This is a genomic window from Kocuria rosea (assembly GCF_023715525.1).
Taxonomy (GTDB): Bacteria; Actinomycetota; Actinomycetes; order Actinomycetales; family Micrococcaceae; genus Kocuria; species Kocuria rosea_A.
Genome location: NZ_JAMBOG010000003.1, coordinates 1 through 20,872 on the forward strand (window position 1 = coordinate 1; position 20,872 = coordinate 20,872).

The 20,872-nt window shown below is 75.0% G+C and carries 20 protein-coding genes; 7 read left to right on the forward strand and 13 right to left on the reverse strand.

Going from position 1 to position 20,872, the window contains the following annotated elements; all coding sequences use genetic code 11:
* Positions 1–559 precede the first annotated feature (559 nt).
* Positions 560–910 (forward strand): hypothetical protein, encoded by a 351-nt coding sequence (locus M3185_RS02445; protein ID WP_251332086.1) that lies wholly within the window; start codon positions 560–562, stop codon positions 908–910.
* 89 nt (positions 911–999) lie between these two features.
* Here the strand turns inward: M3185_RS02445 and M3185_RS02450 are convergent, their stop codons facing one another.
* Together M3185_RS02450 and M3185_RS02455 are read right to left on the reverse strand one after the other, a co-directional pair.
* Positions 1,000–2,238: an acyl-CoA dehydrogenase family protein gene (locus M3185_RS02450; RefSeq protein WP_251332087.1), complete on the reverse strand. Its 1,239-nt coding sequence runs from the start codon at positions 2,236–2,238 to the stop codon at positions 1,000–1,002.
* Between the two features lie 66 nt (positions 2,239–2,304).
* Positions 2,305–4,440: a 3-hydroxyacyl-CoA dehydrogenase NAD-binding domain-containing protein gene (locus M3185_RS02455; protein WP_251332088.1), complete on the reverse strand. Its 2,136-nt coding sequence runs from the start codon at positions 4,438–4,440 to the stop codon at positions 2,305–2,307.
* A gap of 129 nt (positions 4,441–4,569) precedes the next feature.
* Here M3185_RS02455 and M3185_RS02460 point away from each other — a divergent pair, with 129 nt between their 5' ends.
* On the forward strand, positions 4,570–5,115 hold the full coding sequence (locus M3185_RS02460) for a GNAT family N-acetyltransferase (RefSeq protein WP_251332089.1): 546 nt from the start codon (positions 4,570–4,572) through the stop codon (positions 5,113–5,115).
* Here the strand turns inward: M3185_RS02460 and M3185_RS02465 are convergent.
* The 6 genes from M3185_RS02465 to M3185_RS02490 form a co-directional block, all read right to left on the reverse strand.
* Positions 5,088–5,816 (reverse strand): TetR/AcrR family transcriptional regulator, encoded by a 729-nt coding sequence (locus M3185_RS02465; RefSeq protein WP_251332090.1) that lies wholly within the window; start codon positions 5,814–5,816, stop codon positions 5,088–5,090. The two genes, M3185_RS02460 and M3185_RS02465, sit on opposite strands and share 28 nt — an antisense overlap.
* 86 nt (positions 5,817–5,902) lie before the next feature.
* Complete coding sequence (locus tag M3185_RS02470) at positions 5,903–6,694, reverse strand: MerR family transcriptional regulator (RefSeq protein WP_251332091.1); 792 nt, start codon at positions 6,692–6,694, stop codon at positions 5,903–5,905.
* Positions 6,695–6,753: 59 nt separating this feature from the next.
* Complete coding sequence (locus M3185_RS02475) at positions 6,754–7,623, reverse strand: SMP-30/gluconolactonase/LRE family protein (RefSeq protein WP_251332092.1); 870 nt, start codon at positions 7,621–7,623, stop codon at positions 6,754–6,756.
* Positions 7,624–7,746: 123 nt separating this feature from the next.
* Complete coding sequence (locus M3185_RS02480; RefSeq protein WP_251332093.1) at positions 7,747–8,580, reverse strand: PhzF family phenazine biosynthesis protein; 834 nt, start codon at positions 8,578–8,580, stop codon at positions 7,747–7,749.
* 3 nt (positions 8,581–8,583) lie between these two features.
* Positions 8,584–8,781, reverse strand: a complete 198-nt coding sequence (locus tag M3185_RS02485; protein WP_251332094.1) for a hypothetical protein — start codon at positions 8,779–8,781, stop codon at positions 8,584–8,586.
* A 58-nt stretch (positions 8,782–8,839) separates the two neighbouring features.
* On the reverse strand, positions 8,840–9,469 hold the full coding sequence (locus tag M3185_RS02490; protein WP_251332095.1) for a DNA-3-methyladenine glycosylase I: 630 nt from the start codon (positions 9,467–9,469) through the stop codon (positions 8,840–8,842).
* A gap of 65 nt (positions 9,470–9,534) precedes the next feature.
* On the opposite strand from M3185_RS02490, the gene M3185_RS02495 reads away from it, so the two are divergent.
* On the forward strand, positions 9,535–10,797 hold the full coding sequence (locus tag M3185_RS02495; RefSeq protein ID WP_251332096.1) for an MFS transporter: 1,263 nt from the start codon (positions 9,535–9,537) through the stop codon (positions 10,795–10,797).
* A 13-nt stretch (positions 10,798–10,810) separates the two neighbouring features.
* Here the strand turns inward: M3185_RS02495 and M3185_RS02500 are convergent, their stop codons facing one another.
* Positions 10,811–11,209 carry a DUF4870 domain-containing protein gene (locus M3185_RS02500; protein WP_251332097.1) on the reverse strand — a complete coding sequence of 133 codons (399 nt, stop codon included), beginning with the start codon at positions 11,207–11,209 and terminating at the stop codon, positions 10,811–10,813.
* A 245-nt stretch (positions 11,210–11,454) separates the two neighbouring features.
* Here M3185_RS02500 and M3185_RS02505 point away from each other — a divergent pair, with 245 nt between their 5' ends.
* Positions 11,455–12,270 carry a lysophospholipid acyltransferase family protein gene (locus M3185_RS02505; protein WP_251332098.1) on the forward strand — a complete coding sequence of 272 codons (816 nt, stop codon included), beginning with the start codon at positions 11,455–11,457 and terminating at the stop codon, positions 12,268–12,270.
* 12 nt (positions 12,271–12,282) lie between these two features.
* Here M3185_RS02505 and M3185_RS02510 read toward each other — a convergent pair whose 3' ends face one another.
* A complete protein-coding gene (locus M3185_RS02510) occupies positions 12,283–13,449 on the reverse strand; it encodes a helix-turn-helix domain-containing protein (protein WP_251332099.1) in 1,167 nt (388 codons plus the stop codon).
* 103 nt (positions 13,450–13,552) lie between these two features.
* On the opposite strand from M3185_RS02510, the gene M3185_RS02515 reads away from it, so the two are divergent.
* The 3 genes from M3185_RS02515 (at position 13,553) to M3185_RS02525 (ending at position 17,440) form a co-directional block, all read left to right on the forward strand.
* Positions 13,553–14,605: a ferredoxin reductase gene (locus M3185_RS02515; protein WP_251332100.1), complete on the forward strand. Its 1,053-nt coding sequence runs from the start codon at positions 13,553–13,555 to the stop codon at positions 14,603–14,605.
* A 53-nt stretch (positions 14,606–14,658) separates the two neighbouring features.
* Positions 14,659–15,774 (forward strand): fatty acid desaturase family protein, encoded by a 1,116-nt coding sequence (locus M3185_RS02520; RefSeq protein WP_251332101.1) that lies wholly within the window; start codon positions 14,659–14,661, stop codon positions 15,772–15,774.
* A 133-nt stretch (positions 15,775–15,907) separates the two neighbouring features.
* Positions 15,908–17,440: an SDR family oxidoreductase gene (locus tag M3185_RS02525; protein WP_251332102.1), complete on the forward strand. Its 1,533-nt coding sequence runs from the start codon at positions 15,908–15,910 to the stop codon at positions 17,438–17,440.
* On the opposite strand, the gene M3185_RS02530 is transcribed toward M3185_RS02525, so the two are convergent.
* The 3 genes from M3185_RS02530 to M3185_RS02540 are packed head-to-tail and all read right to left on the reverse strand — an operon-like array spanning position 17,441 to position 20,864.
* Positions 17,441–18,304: a sulfurtransferase gene (locus M3185_RS02530; RefSeq protein ID WP_251332103.1), complete on the reverse strand. Its 864-nt coding sequence runs from the start codon at positions 18,302–18,304 to the stop codon at positions 17,441–17,443. It abuts the gene before it with no gap.
* 30 nt (positions 18,305–18,334) lie between these two features.
* Positions 18,335–19,528, reverse strand: a complete 1,194-nt coding sequence (locus M3185_RS02535) for a cystathionine gamma-synthase (RefSeq protein WP_251332104.1) — start codon at positions 19,526–19,528, stop codon at positions 18,335–18,337.
* 7 nt (positions 19,529–19,535) lie between these two features.
* Positions 19,536–20,864, reverse strand: coding sequence for an O-acetylhomoserine aminocarboxypropyltransferase/cysteine synthase family protein (locus tag M3185_RS02540; protein WP_251332105.1), 1,329 nt, complete (start codon positions 20,862–20,864; stop codon positions 19,536–19,538).
* Positions 20,865–20,872 lie beyond the last annotated feature (8 nt).

Below are 20,872 nucleotides of genomic sequence, written 5' to 3' on the forward strand. Positions count from 1 at the left end.
ACCCGAACGATCCAGGCTGACACCGTCACCCACCCCACGGAGGCGGAACGAGCAACGGCCAATCAACCAAACAAAACATTTGGCATCAACAAACATGGCACACTATTGAGTTCTCAAACAACAGACCAAGAACCAGACCCCCAAGGCCCAGAACTCGAAGAAAAGAAACCGCCCAGCACCACGATTCCTCGCGGCCGCCGAAGCAACCTGTCCAGCTTATCCGTTCCGCATCCCTGCTGCAACCGGCGGTTCCCGCTCAGCGGGCACCGGCTCGTTGCGACCGGATGGGTGGTTCGCCTGGATCGGCGGCGTCGGACCGGGGCGATTTCTCGCGTCCCCTGCGGCGACTCGGAGTACATTACACACGCTCCGCGGGGGCGTCAACAGCACGGAAGGAAGCCGGGCGGCGGCCGCCGGGGGCGGCTGCGCTGCGGGGACCGCGACGGTGCTCCGGCGGCCGGCGCACGCGGTGCGCGAACGGCCCGGCCGGGACCCGGGCACGGGCCCGATCGTGCGTAGGCTGATGGAACACCGTATCCGCGACCCGAAAGGACAGCAGATGAGCACCTCACCGGAAGAACTGCCGGAGACTCCCGACACCTACGAGGGCGCCGCCGAGCTGGACCCGGACCACTGGCGCGACGACCCGCTCATCGAGGGCGAGGACGCCGAGGAGTCGGAGGAGCCGGCGCGCGTGGACCTCGACCACCCGGACGTGCCCAGCGAGCAGGAGGAGCGCGACGAGATGGAGGAGGACCGCTACGAGCAGGGGGAGGAGCAGATTCCTCCCTACGAGCCGCGGATGGGCGAGGCCCTCGCGGACCTGGACGTCCCGGAGAACCACGCCTTCGAGGACGAGATCGACTCGAGCAACGACTCGTTCCACGCCGGCGGTGACCCGCTGGACTGAGTGCCGGCGGTGCGCCGCGCGCTGCGAACGGGCGGGGCCCCCGGTCGGATCTGCCGACGGGGGGCCCCGCCCGTTCGTGCACCGGCCGCTCAGGCGAACGCGGAGAGCCCGGTGATGCTGCGCCCGATGATCAGCGCCTGCATGGTCTCGGTGCCCTCGTAGGTGTGCAGGGCCTCGATGTCCGCGAAGTGGCGGGCCACCCGGTTCTGGATGAGGATGCCGTTGCCGCCCATGAGGTCCCGGGCGTTGGCGGCGATCGATCGGGCGGCGCGCGTGGAGGTGTACTTCGCCAGTGACGCCTGCTCCCCCGTGAGGCTGCCCGCCTCCTCCCGCTCGGTCATCCGCGCCACCAGCACCTGGATCTGCGTGAGCTCGCTGAGCATCCGGGCCAGCCGCTCCTGGACGATTTGCGACGCCGCCAGGGGCCGGCCGAACTGCACGCGCTGCTTCGCGTACTGCACGGCGGTCTCGTAGCAGGCCTGGGCGTGGCCCACCGCGCCCCACGCCACGCTGATGCGGGTGGCGAAGAGGACCTCGGCGGTGTTCTTGAAGGAGCGCGCGGCGGGCAGGGCGTTCTCCGCGGGGACGAAGACGTTCTCCAGGCGGATGTGCGCCTGGTGGATGGCGCGCAGCGCGAGCTTGCCGCGGATCGTCGTGCCCGTGTACCCCCCGCTCTCCTGCGGGACGACGAACCCGCGGACCTGGCCGTCCTCGTCGGAGCGGGCCCACACCACGGTGATCCCGCCCATGGACCCGTTGCCGATCCACTTCTTCTCGCCGTTGAGCACCCAGCCCCCCTCGGCGGGGGTCGCACGGGTCTCGAGGCTCACCGAGTCGGACCCGTGGGTGGGCTCCGTGAGGGCGAACGCGCCGAGCAGCTCCCCGGTGGCCATCCGCGGCAGGTACCGCTGCCGCTGCTCCTCGGACCCGCACACGGCGATCGAGCGCATGGCCAGCCCGCCCTGGACCCCGGAGACGGTCGCGATGGAGCCGTCCCCGCGGGAGAGCTCCATGCTGACCAGGCCGGCGGCGGTCTTGGACATCGGCCCGTACCCGTCGACGGCCACGCCGTCGCGCAGCAGGTCGAGCTCCCCGAGCCGGCGCACGAGGTCGAGGGAGTACTCCGACCGGTCCCAGTGCTCGCCGATCACGGGCAGCAGGTCCTCCTGGACGAAGGCCCGGGCACGCATCCAGTGCGCGCGGTCGGCGTCGGAGATCGCGTCGAACGCCCCGGCGGCGTCGGTGCCGAGGGCCTCGCCGAGGACGTAGTCGGGCTCGACGGTGCCGGCGGGGAACAGGTTCTCGCCGGTCTCGGGGAAGGCGCTCATGTGAAGGATCCTTCGTTGTGCGGCGGTGCTGCCGTCGGGCTGCGGTGGTGGTGGTGCGGGAGCCGGTCAGTGCTGGTGGAAGCGCCGGCCGGTGACGCGCTCGGCGGCGCCCACGCGGTCGAGGTACGGGGTGATCCCGCCCAGGTGGAAGGGGTAGTTGGCCCCGAGGACCATGCACAGGTCCACGTCCTCGGGGCCGGCGACGACGCCCTCCCGCAGCATCGCGGCGATCTCCTCGGCGAGGGCGTCCTGGATGCGGACGAGCAGGCCCGCGGCGGAGCCCGGCGCGCCGGCGGCGCGCTCGGGGTGCGCCGTCCGGGTGCGCTCCAGCAGCGCGGCCGCCCCGGCCGCCAGGTAGCCGTCGGCGCCCGTGGCGGGCTCCTGCTCGGTGGGCAGGACGTGCGTGAGGCCCGCCCCGACCACGGCGTCCAGCCACGGGGAGCCGGCGAAGCGGTCGGGGTAGGCCCGGCGCATCGTCTCGCCCACGTGGTGTTGCACGGCCGGGCCCACGAAGTCGAGCAGCTGCAGCGGGGTCATCGGCAGGCCCAGGGGGTCGGGGGCGTGGTCCGCCTCGCGCACGTCCGTCCCGGCGTCGACCGCCCGGACGACGACGTCGAACAGCCGGGTCAGGACCCGGTTCACCACGAACCCGGGGGCGTCCTGCACCCGCACGGCCGTGCGGCGCAGCGTCGCGGCGAGGCCGAAGGCGGTGGCGAGCGCGACGTCGCCCGTCCGCTCCCCCGCGACGATCTCCAGCAGCGGGGTCACCTCCACCGGGTTGAAGACGTGGAAGCCGACGACGCGCTCGGGGTGCGCGAGGTCCCGGGCCATCGCGGTCACGGACAGGGAGCTGGTGTTGGTGGCGAGGACCGCGTCGGGGCGCACGAGCTTCTCCCACTGGGCGAGGACCGCCTTCTTGACCTCGAGGTCCTCGAAGACGGCCTCGATCACGAAGTCGGCGTCCGCGAGGTCCTCGGGCCGGGTCGCTCCGGTGACGAGGGCGGAGAGTTGCTCGGCCTGCTCCGCGGTGATCCGGCCCTTGGCGGCCTGGGCGGCGAAGCGGTCCCGGGTGCGCTGCACGCCGGCGGTGAGCCGGTCGTCGTCGAGGTCGGTCATCACCACGGGGATCCGGGCGCCGCCCGCGATGAGCGAGGCGAGCTGGCCGGCCATCAGACCGGCGCCGATGACGGCGGCCTTGCGGAGCGGCCGGGGCTCGGCGTCGGGCACGTCCGCGGCCCGCCGGGAACGGGTGGAGACGAGCTCGAAGGCGTAGAGGGAGGCCTTGGCGACGTCCCCGCGCACGAGCTCGGCGAAGGCGCGCACGGCCTTCCCGCCGTTCTCGGTGCGGGACTCGGTGCGGGCGTCGGCGACGAGGTCGACGGCCACGAGGGGGGCCGGGGCCGCGCCGTGCCAGGTGCGCTCCGCGCGGTCCCGGGCCCGGGCGACGGCGTCGGCCCACTCCCGCTCGCCCGTGCCGCCGGGGGTGCCGGCCCGGCGGCGGGACTCCCCCGCCTCGAGCGCCCCGAGCCGCCCGGCCACCCACTGCTGCCAGCCGGCCTCCCAGTCCTCGGTCCCGGGGGCGGCGTCGAGCACCGCGTCCACGAGGCCGAGCTCGAGCGCCTCCGGCGCCTTGAGGTGCTTGCCCCGCATGGAGTCGAAGACGATGATCCGCAGGGCGGCCGCCGGGCCGATCAGGTGGGGCAGCAGGTGCACCCCGCCCCAGCCCGGGAAGAAGCCGAGCCGGCACTCCGGCAGCCCGAGCGGTCCCGTGCGGCGGTGGGCGACGCGGTGGTCGGTGTGCAGGGCCAGCTCCAGGCCGCCGCCCAGGGCCTGGCCGGTCACCAGGGAGAACGTGGGGACGGTCGCGTCGGCCAGGAGCCCGAAGGCCTCGTGGCCCAGGCCGACGTAGCGGTCCGAGTCGCCGCCGAGCTGGGCGGAGCGGATCTCCTGGAGGTTCGCCCCGGCCCCGAACGACCGCTCGTTGCCCGTGACCACGATCGCCTCGACGGCGGACTGGTCGATGGCCCCGACCGCCTCCCGGAACCCGCGCAGCGCCTCGGAGCCCCAGATGATCAGCCCGCCCGGCGTCGTCGAGTCCAGCCGGACCAGGGCGACGGGCCGGTGGCGGCCGGGGAGGACGGGGTGCTCGACCCGGACGGTGACGGTCGAGGGGAAGGACGCGGTCTCCGCGGTGGGTGCCATGGACGGACTCCTGGTCGGCGTGTGATGGACACCACTGTCGTTGAGACTCAGTCTCATGTCAAGGCATTCAGTCTCAAAGTCCTTGTGCGGCCTCCGCCGCCGCAGGGAGGCCCGTTAGTCTGGGTGCTGATGATCGACGTGCTGCCTCCCCAGACCGAGCGCCTGGCGTTCCGCCGCTTCGACGCGGCCGACGTCGAGCCCATGTACTCCTACCAGAGCCGTGAGGACTACGCGCAGTACGCGTGGCGCGGCCCGCGCACGCGCGGGGACTGCGAACGGGCCGTGGCCGACAACAGCGGGCTGCGCCCGTGGGACCGCGACGGCGACCACGTGCGCTTCGCCGTCTCCCCCCGGGGCTCGCGCGAGCTCGTGGGCGAGATCGTGCTGACCCTGACGGACGCGGGAGCGGCCCAGGTCGAGATCGGCTGGGTCGTCCACCCGGACCACGCCGGCAAGGGCTACGCCTCGGAGGCGGCCCGCGCGGCGCTCGAGTTCGCCTTCGCCGAGCTGGGCGCCCACCGCGTCCGCGCGAGCCTGGACGCCCTCAACACCGGCTCCGCCAAGGTCTGCGAGCGCATCGGGATGCGCCGCGAGGCCACCCTGCGGCAGAGCCACCGCCAGCTGGGCCAGTGGCGGGACGAGCTGGTCTACGCGGTCCTCGCCGACGAGGTCTGAGCCCGCCCGTCCAGGGCGTCCCGCACGGAGGCCACGACCGTCTCGGTGTCGGCGCCGGGGTCCAGGACGGTGACGACGACGGCGGGGCGGGCCGCGGCCTGCCCGCTCGTCCCGGCCCGGCCCGCGGCGTCGTCGAACCCGGCCAGCAGCGTGCGGGCGAGGCGCTCGGTCTGCGCGGCGAGCTCGGCGGACGGGTCGGTGCCGGGCGCGCGCAGCCAGCCGCGCAGGTGGGCGTTGTGCACGGCCACCGCCGCCGCGGGCAGGGCCGTGGCGACGGTCTCGCGGTGCGGGCTCTCCGGCAGGACGCGGCGCAGCCAGCCGCGGAAGACGCGCTCGTAGCGGTGGGATGTGATCAGCTCGCGGTCGCGCAGCTGCGGCACCTGCCGGAGCAGGGCGTGCCGGGCCAGCGTGCGGTCACGGTGGTCGAGGTGGTGGCGGAAGACGAGCAGGACGCCCTCCCGCAGCACCGCCGCGGGGTCGGCCCCTGGGTGGGAGAGCAGCCGCTCGAGCGCCGCGAGGTTCGCCGCGTGGTCCGCGAAGACGATGTCCTCCTTGGACCCGTACTTGCGGAAGAACGTGGCCCGGCTGATCCCGGCGGCCTGGGCGAGCTGGTCCACGGTCGTGGCCTCCCAGCCCTGCTCGGCGAGCAGCCGGATCGAGTCGGTGACGACGTCCGGCGGCGGGCCGGGGGTCTGGGTCATGGTGCCTCCTCCGCTCGATCGTAGACGCCCGCACCCCGGCGACCGGCGCGGCCGGGGTGCGGGCGGGGTGCGGGCGGGGCCGACGGTCAGCCCGCGGCGCGGTCCGCGTTGGCGTGGATCGCGTCCCGCACGTACTGCGCGAGGCCGGGCTCGAGGTCCTCGTAGGTCCGGGTGAACCGGGGGTCCGCCACGTACAGGTCCCCCAGGTGGCGGTGGAACTCCGGCGTGAGGTCGTAGAAGCGCTCGTGGATCTGGCGCCGGGCGGCCTCGGCGGCGTCCATCGCCTCGGCCGAGGTCGCGGGCCGTCCCGCCCGCTTGGCCTCGGCGAACCGGCGGTTGAGGGCCTGGGCCTCCTCCGTGATCCGCCGCCAGTCCGCCTCGGTGTAGCGGGAGGCCCGACGGCGGGACTGCTCCCACGCGTCGGTGCCGCCCCACCGCTGCTCGGCCTCGGCCGCGTACTCGTCGCTGAAGCCCTCCCCGAACAGCTCGCGCTGCTCCTCCGGGGTCAGGTCGGTTCCGGTCATCTCTGCCTCCAGTGCTCGGTCGATCGCGGCGACGAGGTCCTCCAGCTCGGTGAGCCTCGCCCGGACGGTCTCGCGCTGGCGGCGCAGGTGCACGACGACGGCCTCCTCGTCCTCGGCGGCCAGGATCCGCTCGATCTCCCCGAGGGAGAAGCCCAGGCGGCGGTAGACCACGACGTGGCGCAGCCGCAGCAGGTCCGCCGCGGTGTACAGGCGGTAGCCGCCCGCCGACCGCTCGCCGGGAGTGAGCAGGCCGACGTCGTCGTAGTGGCGCAGCGTGCGCACGGTGACGCCGAAGCGCTGTGCCACCTGCCCCACGGTGAGCCTTTCGTCCGCCGCCGGTCGTGTTCCGTTCATGTCCTCCACTGTGGACCCTCCCGTGGCGTGAGGGTCAAGGCCCCGGCCGGAGCGGGGGCTCAGCCCGCGAACGGCAGCACGGGCAGTCCCGGCACGGCCACCCCCACGGCGAACAGGGAGCCGGCGGCGGGGTCCTCGTCGGCGTCCAGGTTCTCCCGGGAGGTGGTGATGTAGAGGGTCCGCAGGTCGTCTCCGCCCAGGCAGCACGCGGTGGTCTGGCGCGCCGCGACCTCCACCACGGTGTCGAGCTCGCCGTCCGCCGTGTAGCGGTGCATCTGGCCGGCGCCGTGCAGCGCCACCCAGACAGCGCCCTCGGCGTCCACGGTGAGCCCGTCGGGGTGGACGTCGCCCTCCTCCAGCTGCGGCACCACGAAGGTCCGCCGGCCGGTGAGCCCGCCGGCCTCGGACCAGTCGAGGACGTCGACCTTCCCGGTCGGCGTGTCGTTGTAGTAGGCGCGGGTGCCGTCCGGTGACCACGCGATCCCGTTGGAGACGGTGACCCCCTCGAGCACGGGCTCCCACGTGAGGTCCGGGTGCACCCGGTAGAGGGTCGCCGCGCCCTCGGCCTGGTCGTAGGCCATGGACCCGGCGTACAGGCACCCGTCGGGGCCCACGCCGCCCTCGTTCATCCGGATCCCGGGGCTGTCCCAGAGCAGCTGGGCCGGGTGCACGGTGCCGTCGGGGTCCTCGAGGGCCACGCCCCGCTCCACGGCGAGCACCGCTCCGCCGGTGGCTCGGGGCCGCACGCACGCCACGACGTCGCCCACGTGGGTGCGCAGCACCCGGCCGTCGGCCCCGAGGGACAGGACGTCCCCGGCGAGCATGTCGACCCAGCGCAGCCCGCCCCAGCGCTCGGACCAGCAGGGCCCCTCGGCGTGGTAGGCCACGGAGTCGGTGATCCGTTCGGCGGTGAGCCGCTGCACGGTCATCTCAGGACCTCCGCTCGCGCGCGGCCGGTTGGGCCGTGCCGGGGGTCCGGTCCGGGTGGGGGATGATGTCCTGGGTCGTCATGGCTCCACGATACCGAGCGGACCCGCCGGGGCCGCGGAGCGCTACAGGTCGACGACGCCGCGCGCCACCGCGCCCACGTGCCCGCCGACCCAGACGGTGTCCGCCTCCCGCCGCACCGCGATGCGCCCCGCGCGCCCGAGCACGGTGCCCTGGGCGGCGACGTAGGCGTCCGGGGTCCACCCGTTGTCGGTGAGCCAGCGGCCCATCCCGGCGTTGAGGCTGCCGGTCACGGGGTCCTCGACCACCCAGTCCCCGACGAACGCGCGGACCTCGACCGCGCACTCCGTGCCCTCCGGGTGCGCGCCGACCACGCCCAGCTTGAGCCCGTCCATGGCCGCCCAGTCGGGCCGGATCCCCAGCACGGTCGCGGCGTCGGCGACGCGGGCGCCGATCCAGCCGGGCCCGTTGTCCAGCCACGACACGTCGAGCAGCGCCGCCGGGTCCAGCCGCAGCGACCGGGCGACCCGCTCCAGCAGCCCCGGCTCCGCCACGGGCTCGTAGCGCAGCAGCGGCGGGGCGGCGAAGGCCAGCTGCCCGCCGCTGCGCCGGACGGTCACCAGCCCTGCCCCGCACTCCTGGACGAGGTCCTCCCCGGCGGGCTCGCCCCCGAGGGCCAGCCACGCGGAGGCCGTGCCGAGGGTGGGGTGCCCGGCGAAGGGCAGCTCCCCGCCCGGGGTGAAGATCCGCACGCGGTAGTCGGCGGCCGGGTCCTCGGGGTCGAGCAGGAAGGTGGTCTCGGACAGGTTGGTCCAGCGCGCGAAGCGGGCCATGGTGTCCTCGCCGAGGTCGCCGGCCCCGTGCACGACGGCGAGCGGGTTGCCGCCCAGCGGCACGGTCGAGAAGACGTCGACCCAGCTGATCTCGTGGCGGGCCACGGCTCAGAGCACCGGGCCCCGGCGGGTGCGCCGGCGCGGCCGGGCCGGCTCGGAGCGCCGGCCGTTGCGCGGGGCCGCTGCCCCGCGGGCCACGGCCCGGTCCCGGCGCAGCCGGCGCACGACCATCCCGACCAGGGCGGAGCCGGCGGTGCTCAGGACGAGGGGCAGCACGGAGCTGCGCTGCTTGCTGTTGTCGTACACGGCCGGGCCTCCTGCCGGAAGGCGGCGCGGGGCGCCGCCGGGTTCGGTGCTTGGCATCCTACGCAGGAGCGCCGGGCTCCGGCCACACACCGGCGCTGCCGCGGCGGTGGCTGCCCACCAGGTGCGTGTCCACCATGCCGACCGCCTCCATCAGCGCGTACATCGTGGTGGGCCCCACGAAGCGGAAGCCGCGGGCCCGCAGCGCCCGGGACAGTGCCTCGGACTCCGGCGAGCGCGTCGGGATCTCGGCGAACGTGCGCGGGCGGGGGGTGCGGGCCGGGCGGAAGGACCACACCAGGCCGGGCAGCCCGCCCTCGGCGCGCAGGGCGACGGTGGCCCGGGCGTTGCCCACGGCGGCCTCGATCTTGCCGCGGTGGCGCACGATCCCGGGGTCGCCCAGGAGCCGCTCGACGTCGTCCTCCCCGAACCCGGCCACCGCGTCCGGGTCGAAGCCCGCGAAGGCGGCCCGGAACGCGGGGCGCTTGCGCAGGATCGTGGCCCAGGACAGTCCGGCCTGGAAGCCCTCGAGGCAGATCCGCTCGTAGAGGCCGCGCTCGTCGCGCACGGGCAGCCCCCACTCGGTGTCGTAGTACTCGCGCAGCAGCGGGTCCGACGCCGCCCAGCGGGGGCGGGCCAGGCCGTCGTCGCCGGCCACGAGGTCGGGGGCGGGGCGGGGATCGGGGCTCATGACGGCATGGAACCACACCGGTGACCGCCGGGACACCGCACCGCCGCCCGCCCCGGGGGCATAGCATGGCCGTCATGCACCCGACGGACGGCGCGGCGGACCGGCGCGCCCTGCAGCGGCGGGTCGTGCGCGTGCTGGCCCTCGGCCAGGTGCTGGGCGGACTGGGCGTGGGCGCGACCCTGGCCCTGGGCGCGCTGCTGCTCACCGAGGTCTCGGGGTCCCCGGCGTGGTCCGGGATGGCCGCCACCATGAACACCCTGGGCGCGGCCCTGCTCGCCGTGCCCCTGGCGCGGCTGGCCCGGGCGAGGGGCCGCCGGATCTCGCTGGGCACCGGCGCCCTGGTCGCCGTGGCGGGGGCGGCGCTCACGGTCGGCGCGGCGGCGCTGGCCAGCTTCCCCGTCCTGCTGGTGGCCCTGGCCCTGCTCGGGGCGGGCTCGGCGCTGGGCCTGCAGTCCCGCTTCGCGGCCACCGACCTGGCCCGCGACGACACGCGCGCCCGGGACCTGTCCCTGGTGGTGTGGGCGACGACGCTCGGCGCGGTGGCCGGGCCCAACCTGTTCGGGCCGGGCGAGGCGATCGGCCGGGCCCTGGGGCTGCCCGGGCTCACGGGCGGGTTCGTCATCGCCCTCGTGGCCCAGGCCGCGGGCGCCCTCCTGTACTTCACGGCGCTGCGCCCCGACCCCCTGCTGGTCGCCGTCGCCGACGGGGAGGCCGCGGGGCGGGGCCGGCCGTCGTCCGCGGGAGGTCTCGCGGTGCTGCGCGCCTCCCCCGGCGCCCGCCGGGCGGTGCTCACCGTGGCGCTGAGCCACGCCGTGATGGTCGCCCTGATGTCGATGACCCCGGTGCACCTCACCGGGCAGGGGGCGTCGCTGGGCGTCGTGGGCCTGACGATCAGTCTGCACGTGGCCGGGATGTACGCGCTGGCCCCCGTGTTCGGGACGCTCGCCGACCGGGTGGGGCGGCGCCCCACCGTCCTGCTCGGCCAGGCGCTGCTCGTGGGTTGCCTGGTCCTGTCCTGGCTCGGCTCCGGCTCCCCCGTGCTGGTGACCGCGAGCCTCGTCCTGCTCGGGCTGGGCTGGTCCGCCTCCACCGTGGCGGGCTCGGCGCTCGTGGCCGAGGCCGTCCCGCCGGCGCAGCGCCCGCCGCTGCAGGGCGTCTCCGACCTGTTCATGAACCTCGCGGGCGCCTCCGGCGGGGCGCTCGCCGGTCCGGTGCTGGCGCTGATCGGCTTCGCCGGGCTCAGCGCGGCCCTGCTCGTCCTCGTGGCGGTCGTCGTGCTCGGCCACCGGGCGCGGCCGGCCGCCCCGGCCCGGGCGGCCGGCGGGTGAGCCGGTCCGGGGGCTAGCGCAGCACGGGCAGCTGCATCGGGTAGCGGTAGACCTCGCCCCGGTTGGCCTTGGCGATCGCCAGGACGTGGCACACGACGAGCGCCACGAAGGCGACGATCCACAGCACGATCGCCACCGGGATGAGCAGGATCGTCGCGAAGCACACGAACGCGGCCGCGTTGAGCAACCACATGGACAGGTTGAAGTTGAAGGACCCGGCGGCGGTGGCCCGCAGGAACAGGTTCCTGTCCCTGTGGACGAGCCACACCACGAGCGGGCCCACGAAGCCGAGCCAGCCCAGGGAGAACAGCGCGCCGACCAGTCCGGAGAGGTGGGTGAGGATCGCGATCGTACGGTCGTCGCTCTCCACCCGGTACTGCGGCTGCGGTGCTGACGGAGGCAGGTAGGACATCGGGGTCTCCTGGTCGGGAACGGGGCCGCATCGGCGCGGTGCTGCCAGCGTAGCGGGGCCCGGGGCCCGTCCGGTATGGGGGTTGACCGCACTTCGCGGGCACGGTCGCCCGCCGGGGCAGGTCCGCTCCGGGACGGGTCACCGGACCTCCCGGCGGGCGGGCGCCGGGACGGCCGTCCTGGTCTACGATTCTCGGCAGACCGTTCCCGGCCCGCCCGCGCGGGCCCCGTCCCCGAGGAGGGACCGTGGCCCTGCCGCTGCGCCCCAGCAAGCACGCCTACCGTGCCATCGTCTTGGCCGGGCTGGCCGCCACGAAGCTCTTCCGCGTGCCCGTGCTCGCGTCCGGCGAGGAGCACCTGCCCGCCGGCCAGCTCGTGCACGGGCTGACCCGCGAGGTCGTCCCGGGCCGGGGCGCGGTCGTGGCGGTCACCCACTTCGGCTACCTCGACTTCGTGTTCGCCCAGCTGGTGATCTGGCGCCGGCTGCGGGCCCACTCCCGGTTCCTCATCACCCGCAAGCACACCGGCAGCGCGTTCGTCACCGCGGTGTGCCGGCTGTGCGACCACGTCGTCGTCGACCGCGCGAACGGGGCCCCCGCGTACGCCGAGGCCGTCACGAAGCTGCGCCGCGGCGAGTTCGTCGCCGTGTTCCCGGAGGGCGGCGTCAGCCGCAGCTACACCGTGCGCCCCCTGCGCACCGGGGCCGCGCGCATGGCCGCCGAGACCGGCACCCCGATCGTCCCCGTCGCCGTGTGGGGCGGGCACCGGATGCTCACCCGCGGCCGCGGCGGGATCCGGCTGCGCGACGTGTGGCGGACCCCCGTGCGGGTGCACGTCGGCCCGGAGCTGCACGTGGGCCCGGGCGAGGACGTGCTCGCCGCCAGCGCCCGGCTGCGGGCGGCGCTGCAGGCGGGGATCGACCACTGCATCGCCACCTATCCCGAGGCCCCCCCGCCGGGCGCGTGGTGGATGCCCGCGCACCTGGGCGGCGGGGCGATCACCGTCGCGGAGCAGGTCGCCTACGACCAGCGCGAGCGCGAGTCCTACCGGACCACGGGCTGAGGCCCCCGGCGCTCACAGGGCGCGGGCGCGCAGCACCAGCTCGAGCTCGAACCTCGCCTGCGGGTCGTTGAGCGCCTCACCGAAGATCTCGCGCAGCTGGTTGACCCGGTAGCCGACCGTCTGCTCGTGGATCACCAGCTCCGCGGCCATCGCCGCGCGCTGGCCGTGGTGCTTGAGCCAGGACAGCAGGGTCGCCACCAGCCGCTCCTGCTGCGCGGGCCGCAGCCGCTCCAGCGGCGCCAGCCGCTGGGCGCCCAGGTCCTCCACCACGGTGCGCTCCCCCAGCAGGACGAGCTCCGCCAGGCGCTCCGAGACCCACAGCGGCCCCTCCCCGTCGGGATCGTGGGCCAGCAGCTCCCGGGCCATGACGGCGAGCCGCAGGGAGTCGGGGGCCGCCTGCCAGGGCCGTCCCGGGCCGACCACCGCGGCCCGCCCGGCCAGGACGCGCCCCAGCTCCTGGCGCGCCGTCGGGGAGGCGGGCTCCGGCACGACCGCCACGACGTCGCCGGGGCGGGAGGTGAGCAGCGCCCGCCGGCCCAGGCGGGAGCGCAGCCCCATGCGCCGGTCCGCGGGCAGGGTGACCACCACCACGCGCTCGGGCAGGATCCAGCCGGCCGCGTGCACGGCCGCGCGCACGGACTCCTCGTCGGCGTTGCCGCGGATCAGCATCTCCGCCACCGTGTCCAGCAGCCGGTCCCGCTCGCCCGCCCGCTCGGACTGCTCGGCGGCGTAGCCCTCGGCGCTGGCGGCGGAGAGCTCCTCGATGTAGGCGAACACGGACTCCGCCAGGCCGATCAGCACGGAGGCCTCGAAGCCGGCCTCCATGGCCACGCGGGACAGCGAGCGCAGGGTGGTGCGGGCGCCCGAGCGGTAGGCCGCGAACAATGCGTCCATGGGCCGGCCCTCGCGCACCTCGCCGCGGCCCAGTCCCTCGTAGACCCGCCGGTCCTCGTCCTGCAGCGCCGGCTGGTGCGTGCCGGGCAGGTGCAGGAAGCGGGTCAGGGCGACGTCGACGCCCTGGCGGATGCCGTCCCCGAACAGGCCCTCGAGCGGGCGGGCGTAGACCGGCACGTCCTCGCGCACGGCGTCCAGCAGCTCCTGCGTGACCTCGGCCAGGTGCGGCATGAGCAGCGGGGTCAGCGACGGCGGCAGCGACGTCCACGGCTGTTCTCGGTCCATCTGCTGCACCGTCTCCCTCTTTCATGCCCGCACGATAGTTGTTCGGCTGAAAGAGTACGCGAGACCACGAGAAATCTCCTGAGAATTGCGGGAGAGTGATCACGTGGCCCCGATACGACTGATTTCCCGCCTGGCTTCGGCCTTCACGACCCCGTTCTCGCCGGAGGACTTCCTCCGCCTCGTCGACCCCCTCGCCAGCGCCCGCCAGCTGCGGGCCCTGGTCACGGCCGTCGAGCCCGAGACGGCGGACTCGGTGACCATCCGCTTCCGCCCCGGCAAGGGCTGGAACCCGCACGAGGCCGGCCAGTGGGCGCGCATCGGCGTGGAGATCGACGGCGTGCGCCACTGGCGCTCCTACTCCCTGAGCACCGGCGCCGGCCAGGACCCCGCCATCACCGTGAAGGCGATGGGCACCGTCTCGGGCGCCCTGGTCCGCGGCACGCGGGTGGGGGACGTCCTGTTCCTCGCCCCGCCCGAGGGCGACTTCGTCCTGCCCGCGCACCCGCGGCCCCTGCTCATGCTCACCGCCGGCAGCGGGCTCACCCCCGTGATGTCGATGATCCGCACGCTGGTGCCCCGCCGCGCGGACGCCGACGTGGTGCTCGTGCACTCCTCCCGCGCCCCGCAGGACGCGCTCTTCGCCGAGGAGCTGCTGGAGCTGGCGGACCAGTTCCCCGGCTTCCGCCTCGTCCACTGGTTCACCGCCGAGCGGGGCCGCCGCCTCGACCTCACGAGCACCTCCGACCTCGACGCCGCCTGCCCGGACTGGCGCGACCGGGCCGCCTACGCCTGCGGGCCCGCCGACTTCCTCGACGCCGCCGAGTCCCTCTGGGACCGGGAGGAGGGGCAGCTGCGGGTCGAGCGCTTCGCCCCCGTCGTCGCCCCCGGCCCCGCCGGCGAGGGCGGCCAGGTGACGTTCGAGAAGTCCGACAAGGACGTGGACGCCGACGGCGCCACGACCCTGCTCGAGGCCGGCGAGGCCGCCGGCGTGCTGCTGCCCAGCGGGTGCCGCATGGGCATCTGCCACTCCTGCGTGAAGCCCCTCGTCTCCGGGCGGGTCCGCGACACCCGCACCGGCGAGGTGCACGGCGAGCCCGGGCACCTGGTCCAGACCTGCGTGTCGACCGCCGCGGGGCCCGTGAGCCTCGACGCCTGACCCGCACCCCTGCCGTCCCCCACTTCCCCGTCCCCGTTCCCGAAGGAGCGACCATGACCGTCATCACCCCCTTCCTCGTCGACGGCTCGCGCCGGCCCCGCCCGCCGAAGCCCGAGACCGCCGCCCACCTCACCGACGCGCAGATCGAGGAGCTCGGCCGCGAGCTCGACGCCGTCCGCGCCGCCGTCATCGAGGTGCGCGGCGCGGAGGACGCCGCCTACATCCGCCGCGTCATCGCCGTGCAGCGCTCCCTCGAGCTCGCCGGGCGCACCGCGCTGCTGTTCTCGAAGCACAAGCCCGCCTGGGTCGCGGGCACCGGGATGCTGACCCTCGCCAAGATCCTCGAGAACATGGAGATCGGCCACAACGTCCTGCACGGGCAGTGGGACTGGATGCGCGACCCCGACATCCACTCCACCACCTGGGAGTGGGACTTCGTGACCCCCGCCAAGGCGTGGCAGCACACCCACAACGACCTCCACCACACGTGGACGAACGTGCTCGGCAAGGACCGCGACGTCGGGTACAACATCTTCCGCGTGGACAAGGACCAGCCGTGGCAGTGGTGGAACCTCGGCAACCCGCTCTACAACGCGCTGCTCGCCCCGGTCTTCGAGTGGGGCATCGCGATCTACGACCTCGAGCTGGACGAGTACCGGGCGGGCAAGAAGCCGAAGGCCGAGCTGGTCCGGGGCCTCAAGGCCCTCGGGGCGAAGTTCGTGAAGCAGGCCGCCAAGGACTACGTGGCCACCCCGGCCGCCGCGTCCCTCACCGGCTCCGGCAGGCAGGCGCTCGCCGCGACGCTCACCGCCAACGCGGTCCGCAACGTGTGGGCCCACGCCGTCATCTTCTGCGGGCACTTCCCCGAGGGGGCGGACACGTTCACCGAGGAGCAGATCGAGGGCGAGACCCGCGGGGACTGGTACCTGCGCCAGATGCTGGGCTCCGCGAACATCTCGGGCTCCAAGCTCATGCACCTGATGACCGGCAACCTCTCCCACCAGATCGAGCACCACCTGTTCCCGGACCTGCCCTCGAGCCGCTACGCCGAGGTCGCCGTGAAGGTGCGCGAGATCTGCGGGCGCTACGGCCTGCCCTACACCACCGGCCCGCTGCCCAAGCAGGTCGGCTCCGCCTGGGCGAAGATCTTCCGCCTGGCGCTGCCCTGATCCGCCTCCCCCGCGGACGCACGCGCGAGGCCCGCACCCGATCCGGGTGCGGGCCTCGCGCGTGCCGCCCCCGGACGGGGACGGTGTCGGTGGGCGTTGGTAGGCTCGGCGCAACCGCACGAAAGGCCGGCCCGTGACCTCCTCCCCGCGCGTCCTCATCACCGGTGCGACCGGCTACGTCGGCGGGCGCCTCGTGCCCCGCATGCTGGACGCCGGCCATCCCGTGCGGGTGGCCGTCCGCTCCCCGCAGAAGCTGCGCTCCGTGCCGTGGCGGGACGACGTCGAGATCGCCGCGACCGACCTCGGGGACCTCGAGGCCGTGACGGCCGCGTGCCGGGGCGTGCACACCCTCTACTACCTCGTGCACTCCATGGGCAGCTCCCAGCACTTCGAGGAGCAGGAGGCCGCGATGGCCCGCACCGTGGCCGAGGCCGCCGCGCGGGCCGGGGTGCGCCGCATCGTCTATCTCTCCGGCCTGCACCCGCAGGGCGTGGAGCTGTCCCAGCACATGCGCTCGCGGGTGCGGGTCGGCGAGATCCTCCGGGCCGGGGAGGTCCCGGCCGTCGTGTTCCAGGCCGGGGTGGTCATCGGCTCCGGCTCGGCGTCCTTCGAGATGATCCGCCACCTCGGCGACACCCTGCCCGTGATGCCCGCGCCCGCCTGGGTGACCAACCGGATCGAGCCCATCGCCGTCCGCGACGTCCTCCACTACCTGGTCCACGCCATGGACCTCCCGGAGGGCCTGGACCGCACCTTCGACATCGGCTCCCGCGACGTGATGACGTACGCGGACGCCATGCGCCAGTACGCCCGGGTCGCCGGGCTGCGCCGGCGCGTCGTGTTCCACCTGCCCCTGCCCGCCCCGCGGCTGTCGGGCTACTGGATCGGGTTGGTGACGCCCATCCCCCTCGGGCTGGCCGTCCCGCTCGTGCAGTCGCTGCAGCACGAGGCCGTCGCGGCCGAGCACGACATCGACGCCTACATCCCGCCGCCGCCCGAGGGGCTCACCGGGTACCGGCGCGCCGTCGCCCTGGCCCTGAAGAAGATCGAGGACAACAACGTCGAGACCACGTGGGACGTCCACGCCGACCCGGCCACGACGGCCGCCGACCCCCTCCCCTCGGACCCCGACTGGGCCGGGCGCACCGTCTACGTCGACGAGCGCAGCCGGGCCGGGAGCGCGCGCCCGGAGCAGGTGTGGCAGGTGATCGAGTCCATCGGCGGGCGCAACGGCTGGTACTCCCTGCCGCTCGCGTGGCGGATCCGCGGCGCCATGGACAAGCTCGCGGGCGGGGCCGGGCTCAACCGCGGCCGCCGCGACCACACCGACCTGCAGGTGGGTGAGTACGTCGACTGGTGGCGCGTGGAGGACATGGAGGAGGGGCACAAGCTGCTCCTGCACGCCGAGATGAAGGCCCCGGGACGGGCCTGGCTCGAGCTGTCCGTGGAGCCCGAGGGCGAGGGCAGCCGGTACCGGCAGCGGGCCATCTTCTTCCCGCGGGGCCTGCCCGGGCGGCTCTACTGGTGGGGCGTGTGGCCCTTCCACGGGTTCATCTTCCCGTCCATGGCCCGCAACGTCCTGGCCCGCGCGGCCACGCTCGAGGTGCCGGAGGGCACGCCCGCGGCGGGGACCGCCGCGGGCCGGGTCCCGGACCCGCGCAGCTGATCAGGCGGGGCCCTCCACCGGCCGCGGCCCCGGGCGCCCCCACTCGCTCCACGAGCCGTCGTAGACCGCGACGTCCTCCCGCCCCGCCAGGTGGGCGCCCAGCGCGAGCACGCACGCCGTGAGCCCCGACCCGCACGTGGTCACGATCCGCTGCCCCTCCGGGGCGGCCGCGGCGATCCGCTCCCGCAGCAGCGCCGGCGGCAGCAGGCGCCCGTCCGGGCGCTGCAGCTCCGTGTAGGGCAGGCTGACCGCCCCGGGCATGTGCCCGGGGCGCAGGCCGGGCCGCGGCTCGGGCTCCGTGCCGGCGAACCGGCCGGCGGAGCGGGCGTCGAGGACGGCCGCCCCCGGGTCCTCGAGGGCGCGGGCGACGTCGTCGGCGCCCACGAAGAACCCCTCCCGGGGGACGAGCTCGACGTCGCCGGGCTCGGCGGGCGGGTCCGCGTGCGGTCCCGCGGGCCGCCCGTCGGCGGTCCAGGCGGGCAGTCCGCCGTCGAGCACCGCGACCCGCTCGAAGCCCGCCGCGCGCAGCATCCACCACACGCGCGCGGCGGCGAAGAGGCCCTTGCCGTCGTAGGCGACCACGGTGCTGGTGCGCGAGATGCCCAGCGCCCGGGCCGCCGCGGTGAGCCGGCCGGCCGGTGGCATCGTGTGCGGCAGCCCCGAGGAGGGGTCGGCGAAGGGCCCGTCGAGGTCCAGGAGCAGGGCGCCCGGGATGGCCTCGTCGGTGCGGTTGAGCGTGGAGCTGGCGTCCACCAGCACGAGCCGGGGGTCGCCGAGGTGCTCGGCCAGCCACTCGGTGCCCACCACCGGGCCGGGCGGCCCGAGCGGGGCGGGGACGTCATCGTGCTCGTGCGGGTGCGCCATGCGTCCCAGGCTAGTGCGGACGGGTCCGGCCTACGAGGAGGCGGCGAGCGCCCGCTCGAGGTCGTCGAGCTGGTCCTCCACGTCCTCGATCCCCACCGACAGCCGCACGAGGTCGGTGGGCACCGCGAGCGGGGTGCCCTTGACCGAGGCGTGCGTCATCTCGGACGGGTAGCAGATCAGGGACTCGACCCCGCCGAGGCTCACGGACAGCGAGTACAGCTCGGTGGACTCCGCGACCGTGCGCGCGGCGGCCTCGCCGCCGGCGAGCCGGAACGAGACCATGCCGCCGAACCCGCGCATCTGCGCGGCCGCGAGGGCGTGGCCGGGGTGGTCGGGCAGGCCCGGGTAGAGGACGCGGGCGACCTCCGGGCGCTCGAGCAGCCACTCGGCGACGGCCTGCGCGTTGGCCTGGTGGCGCTCCATCCGCAGGCTCAGGGTCTTGAGCCCCCGCGCCGCGAGGTAGCTGTCCTGCGGCCCGGCCACGGCGCCCGCGGCGAACTGCTGGAAGCCCACGGCCTCGGCGAGGGGGGCGTCGCGCCACTCGGCCGTCCCCACGACCACGGCGCCGCCGAGGACGTCGGAGTGCCCGCCGATGTACTTGGTGGTGGAGTGCACCACCGCGTGGGCGCCGAGGGCCAGCGGGTTCTGCAGGTACGGGGACGCGAAGGTGTTGTCGACGACGAGCAGCGCCCCGGCGTCGGCGGCGACCTGCGCCCAGCCGGCGACGTCGGCGATGCCGAGCAGCGGGTTGGACGGCGTCTCCAGCCACAGCACCTTGGTGGTCCCGGGCCGCACGGCCGCCCGGACCGCGCCGAGGTCGGTGATGTCCACCGGCGTGTGCGCGATCTCCCACGGGGCGAGGACCTTGGTGATCAGCCGGTTCGTGCCGCCGTAGCCGTCGGCGCCGAGTACGACGTGGTCGCCCGGGCGCAGCACGGCCCGGAGCAGGGCGTCCTCCGCGGCGATCCCGGAGGCGAACGCGAAGCCGCGCTCCCCGCCCTCGAGGGCCGCGAGCTGGTGCTCGAAGCCGCTGCGGGTGGGGTTGGAGCCCCGGCTGTACTCGTGGCCGGCCCGCAGGACGTTGATCCCGTCCTGGGCGAAGGTCGAGGTCTGGTAGATCGGCGGGATGACGGCGCCGGTCAGCGGGTCGGGCTCATGCCCGGCGTGGACGGCGGCGGTGGTGAAGCCCCGGTGACGGGTGCTGGTGGTGACGGGCTGGGTCATCGTGGGCTCACTTCCCGGGGGTCTGGACGGTCTCGAGGACGCCGTCGAGGGCCTGGCGCAGGTCGGCGACGAGGTCCTCGGGGGACTCGAGGCCGATCGAGAGCCGGATCGTGGTCTCGGCGATCCCGCCGGCGGCCCGCTGCTCGGGGGTCAGCCGGCAGTGGGTCATCGCGGCGGGGTGGGCCACGAGGCTGCGGGTGTCCCCGATGTTGGCCACCAGCTTGAACAGCCGGAGGCTGTCGATGAACGGGCCCACGGCGTCGCCGGGGGCGGCGAGGTCGAAGGAGAACACGGATCCGGTGCCGCGGGGGAAGTCCCGGGCCGCGATCCCCGCGCCGGGATCCCCGGGCACCGCGGGGTGGTGGACGCGGGCGACGGCGGGGTGGCCGCTCAGGAACTCCGCCACCGCCACGGCGGAGGCGGTGTGGCGGGCGACGCGCAGGTCGAGGGTCTCGGTGCCCTGCAGGATCTGGCTGGCGTTGAACGGGGAGAGGGTCGTGCCGAGGTCGTGCACGTACTTCGCCCGCACGAGGTGCAGGTAGGGGCTGGCGCCGGCGCACTTGTGGACCAGGCTCTGCCCGCCCCAGCGGGCCCGGGCCGCGGTGAACTGCGGCCACCTCCCCGGCTCGGCGGACCAGTCGAACGTCCCGCCGTCCACGACCGCCCCGGCCAGCGCGTTGCCGTGCCCGCCGAAGAACTTGGTGGCCGAGTGCACGACGATGTCCGCGCCCTTCTCCAGCGGCCGGTACAGCACCGGGGAGGCGAGGGTGTTGTCGACGACGACGGGCACGCGCGCGGCCCGGGCGACGTCGGCGATCCCGGGCAGGTCGGGGAGGGTGGCCAGCGGGTTGCCGATGGACTCCAGCAGGAACGCCCGGGTGTCCGGGCGCACGGCCGCGGCCCACGCGCCGGGGGTGGTCGGGTCCACGAAGGCCACCTCGACGCCGAGGTCGGCGAGGGAGTCGGTGAGCAGGTCCACGGTCCCGCCGTAGAGCTTCTCCGAGGCGACCACGTGCTTGCCGGAGCCCTGGCCGAGCAGGGCCAGCAGGGCGACGGCCACGGCGGACTGGCCCGAGCCGGTCGCGACGGCGCCCGCGCCGCCCTCGAGGTCGGCGATGCGCTGCTCGAGGACGGCGACCGTCGGGTTGCCGGTGCGCGTGTAGGTGAAGCCCGGCCGGGTCTGCGCGAACATCTGCTTCGCGGCCTCGTAGTCGGGGAACTCGAACGCCGCCGACTGGTAGATGGGCACCGTCAGGGTGCGCTGGGTCAGGTCGTTCTCGGTGCCGGCGTGGATCTGCCGGGTGGAGAGGTCGTGGTCGGTCACGGGGACGGACATGGCGATGC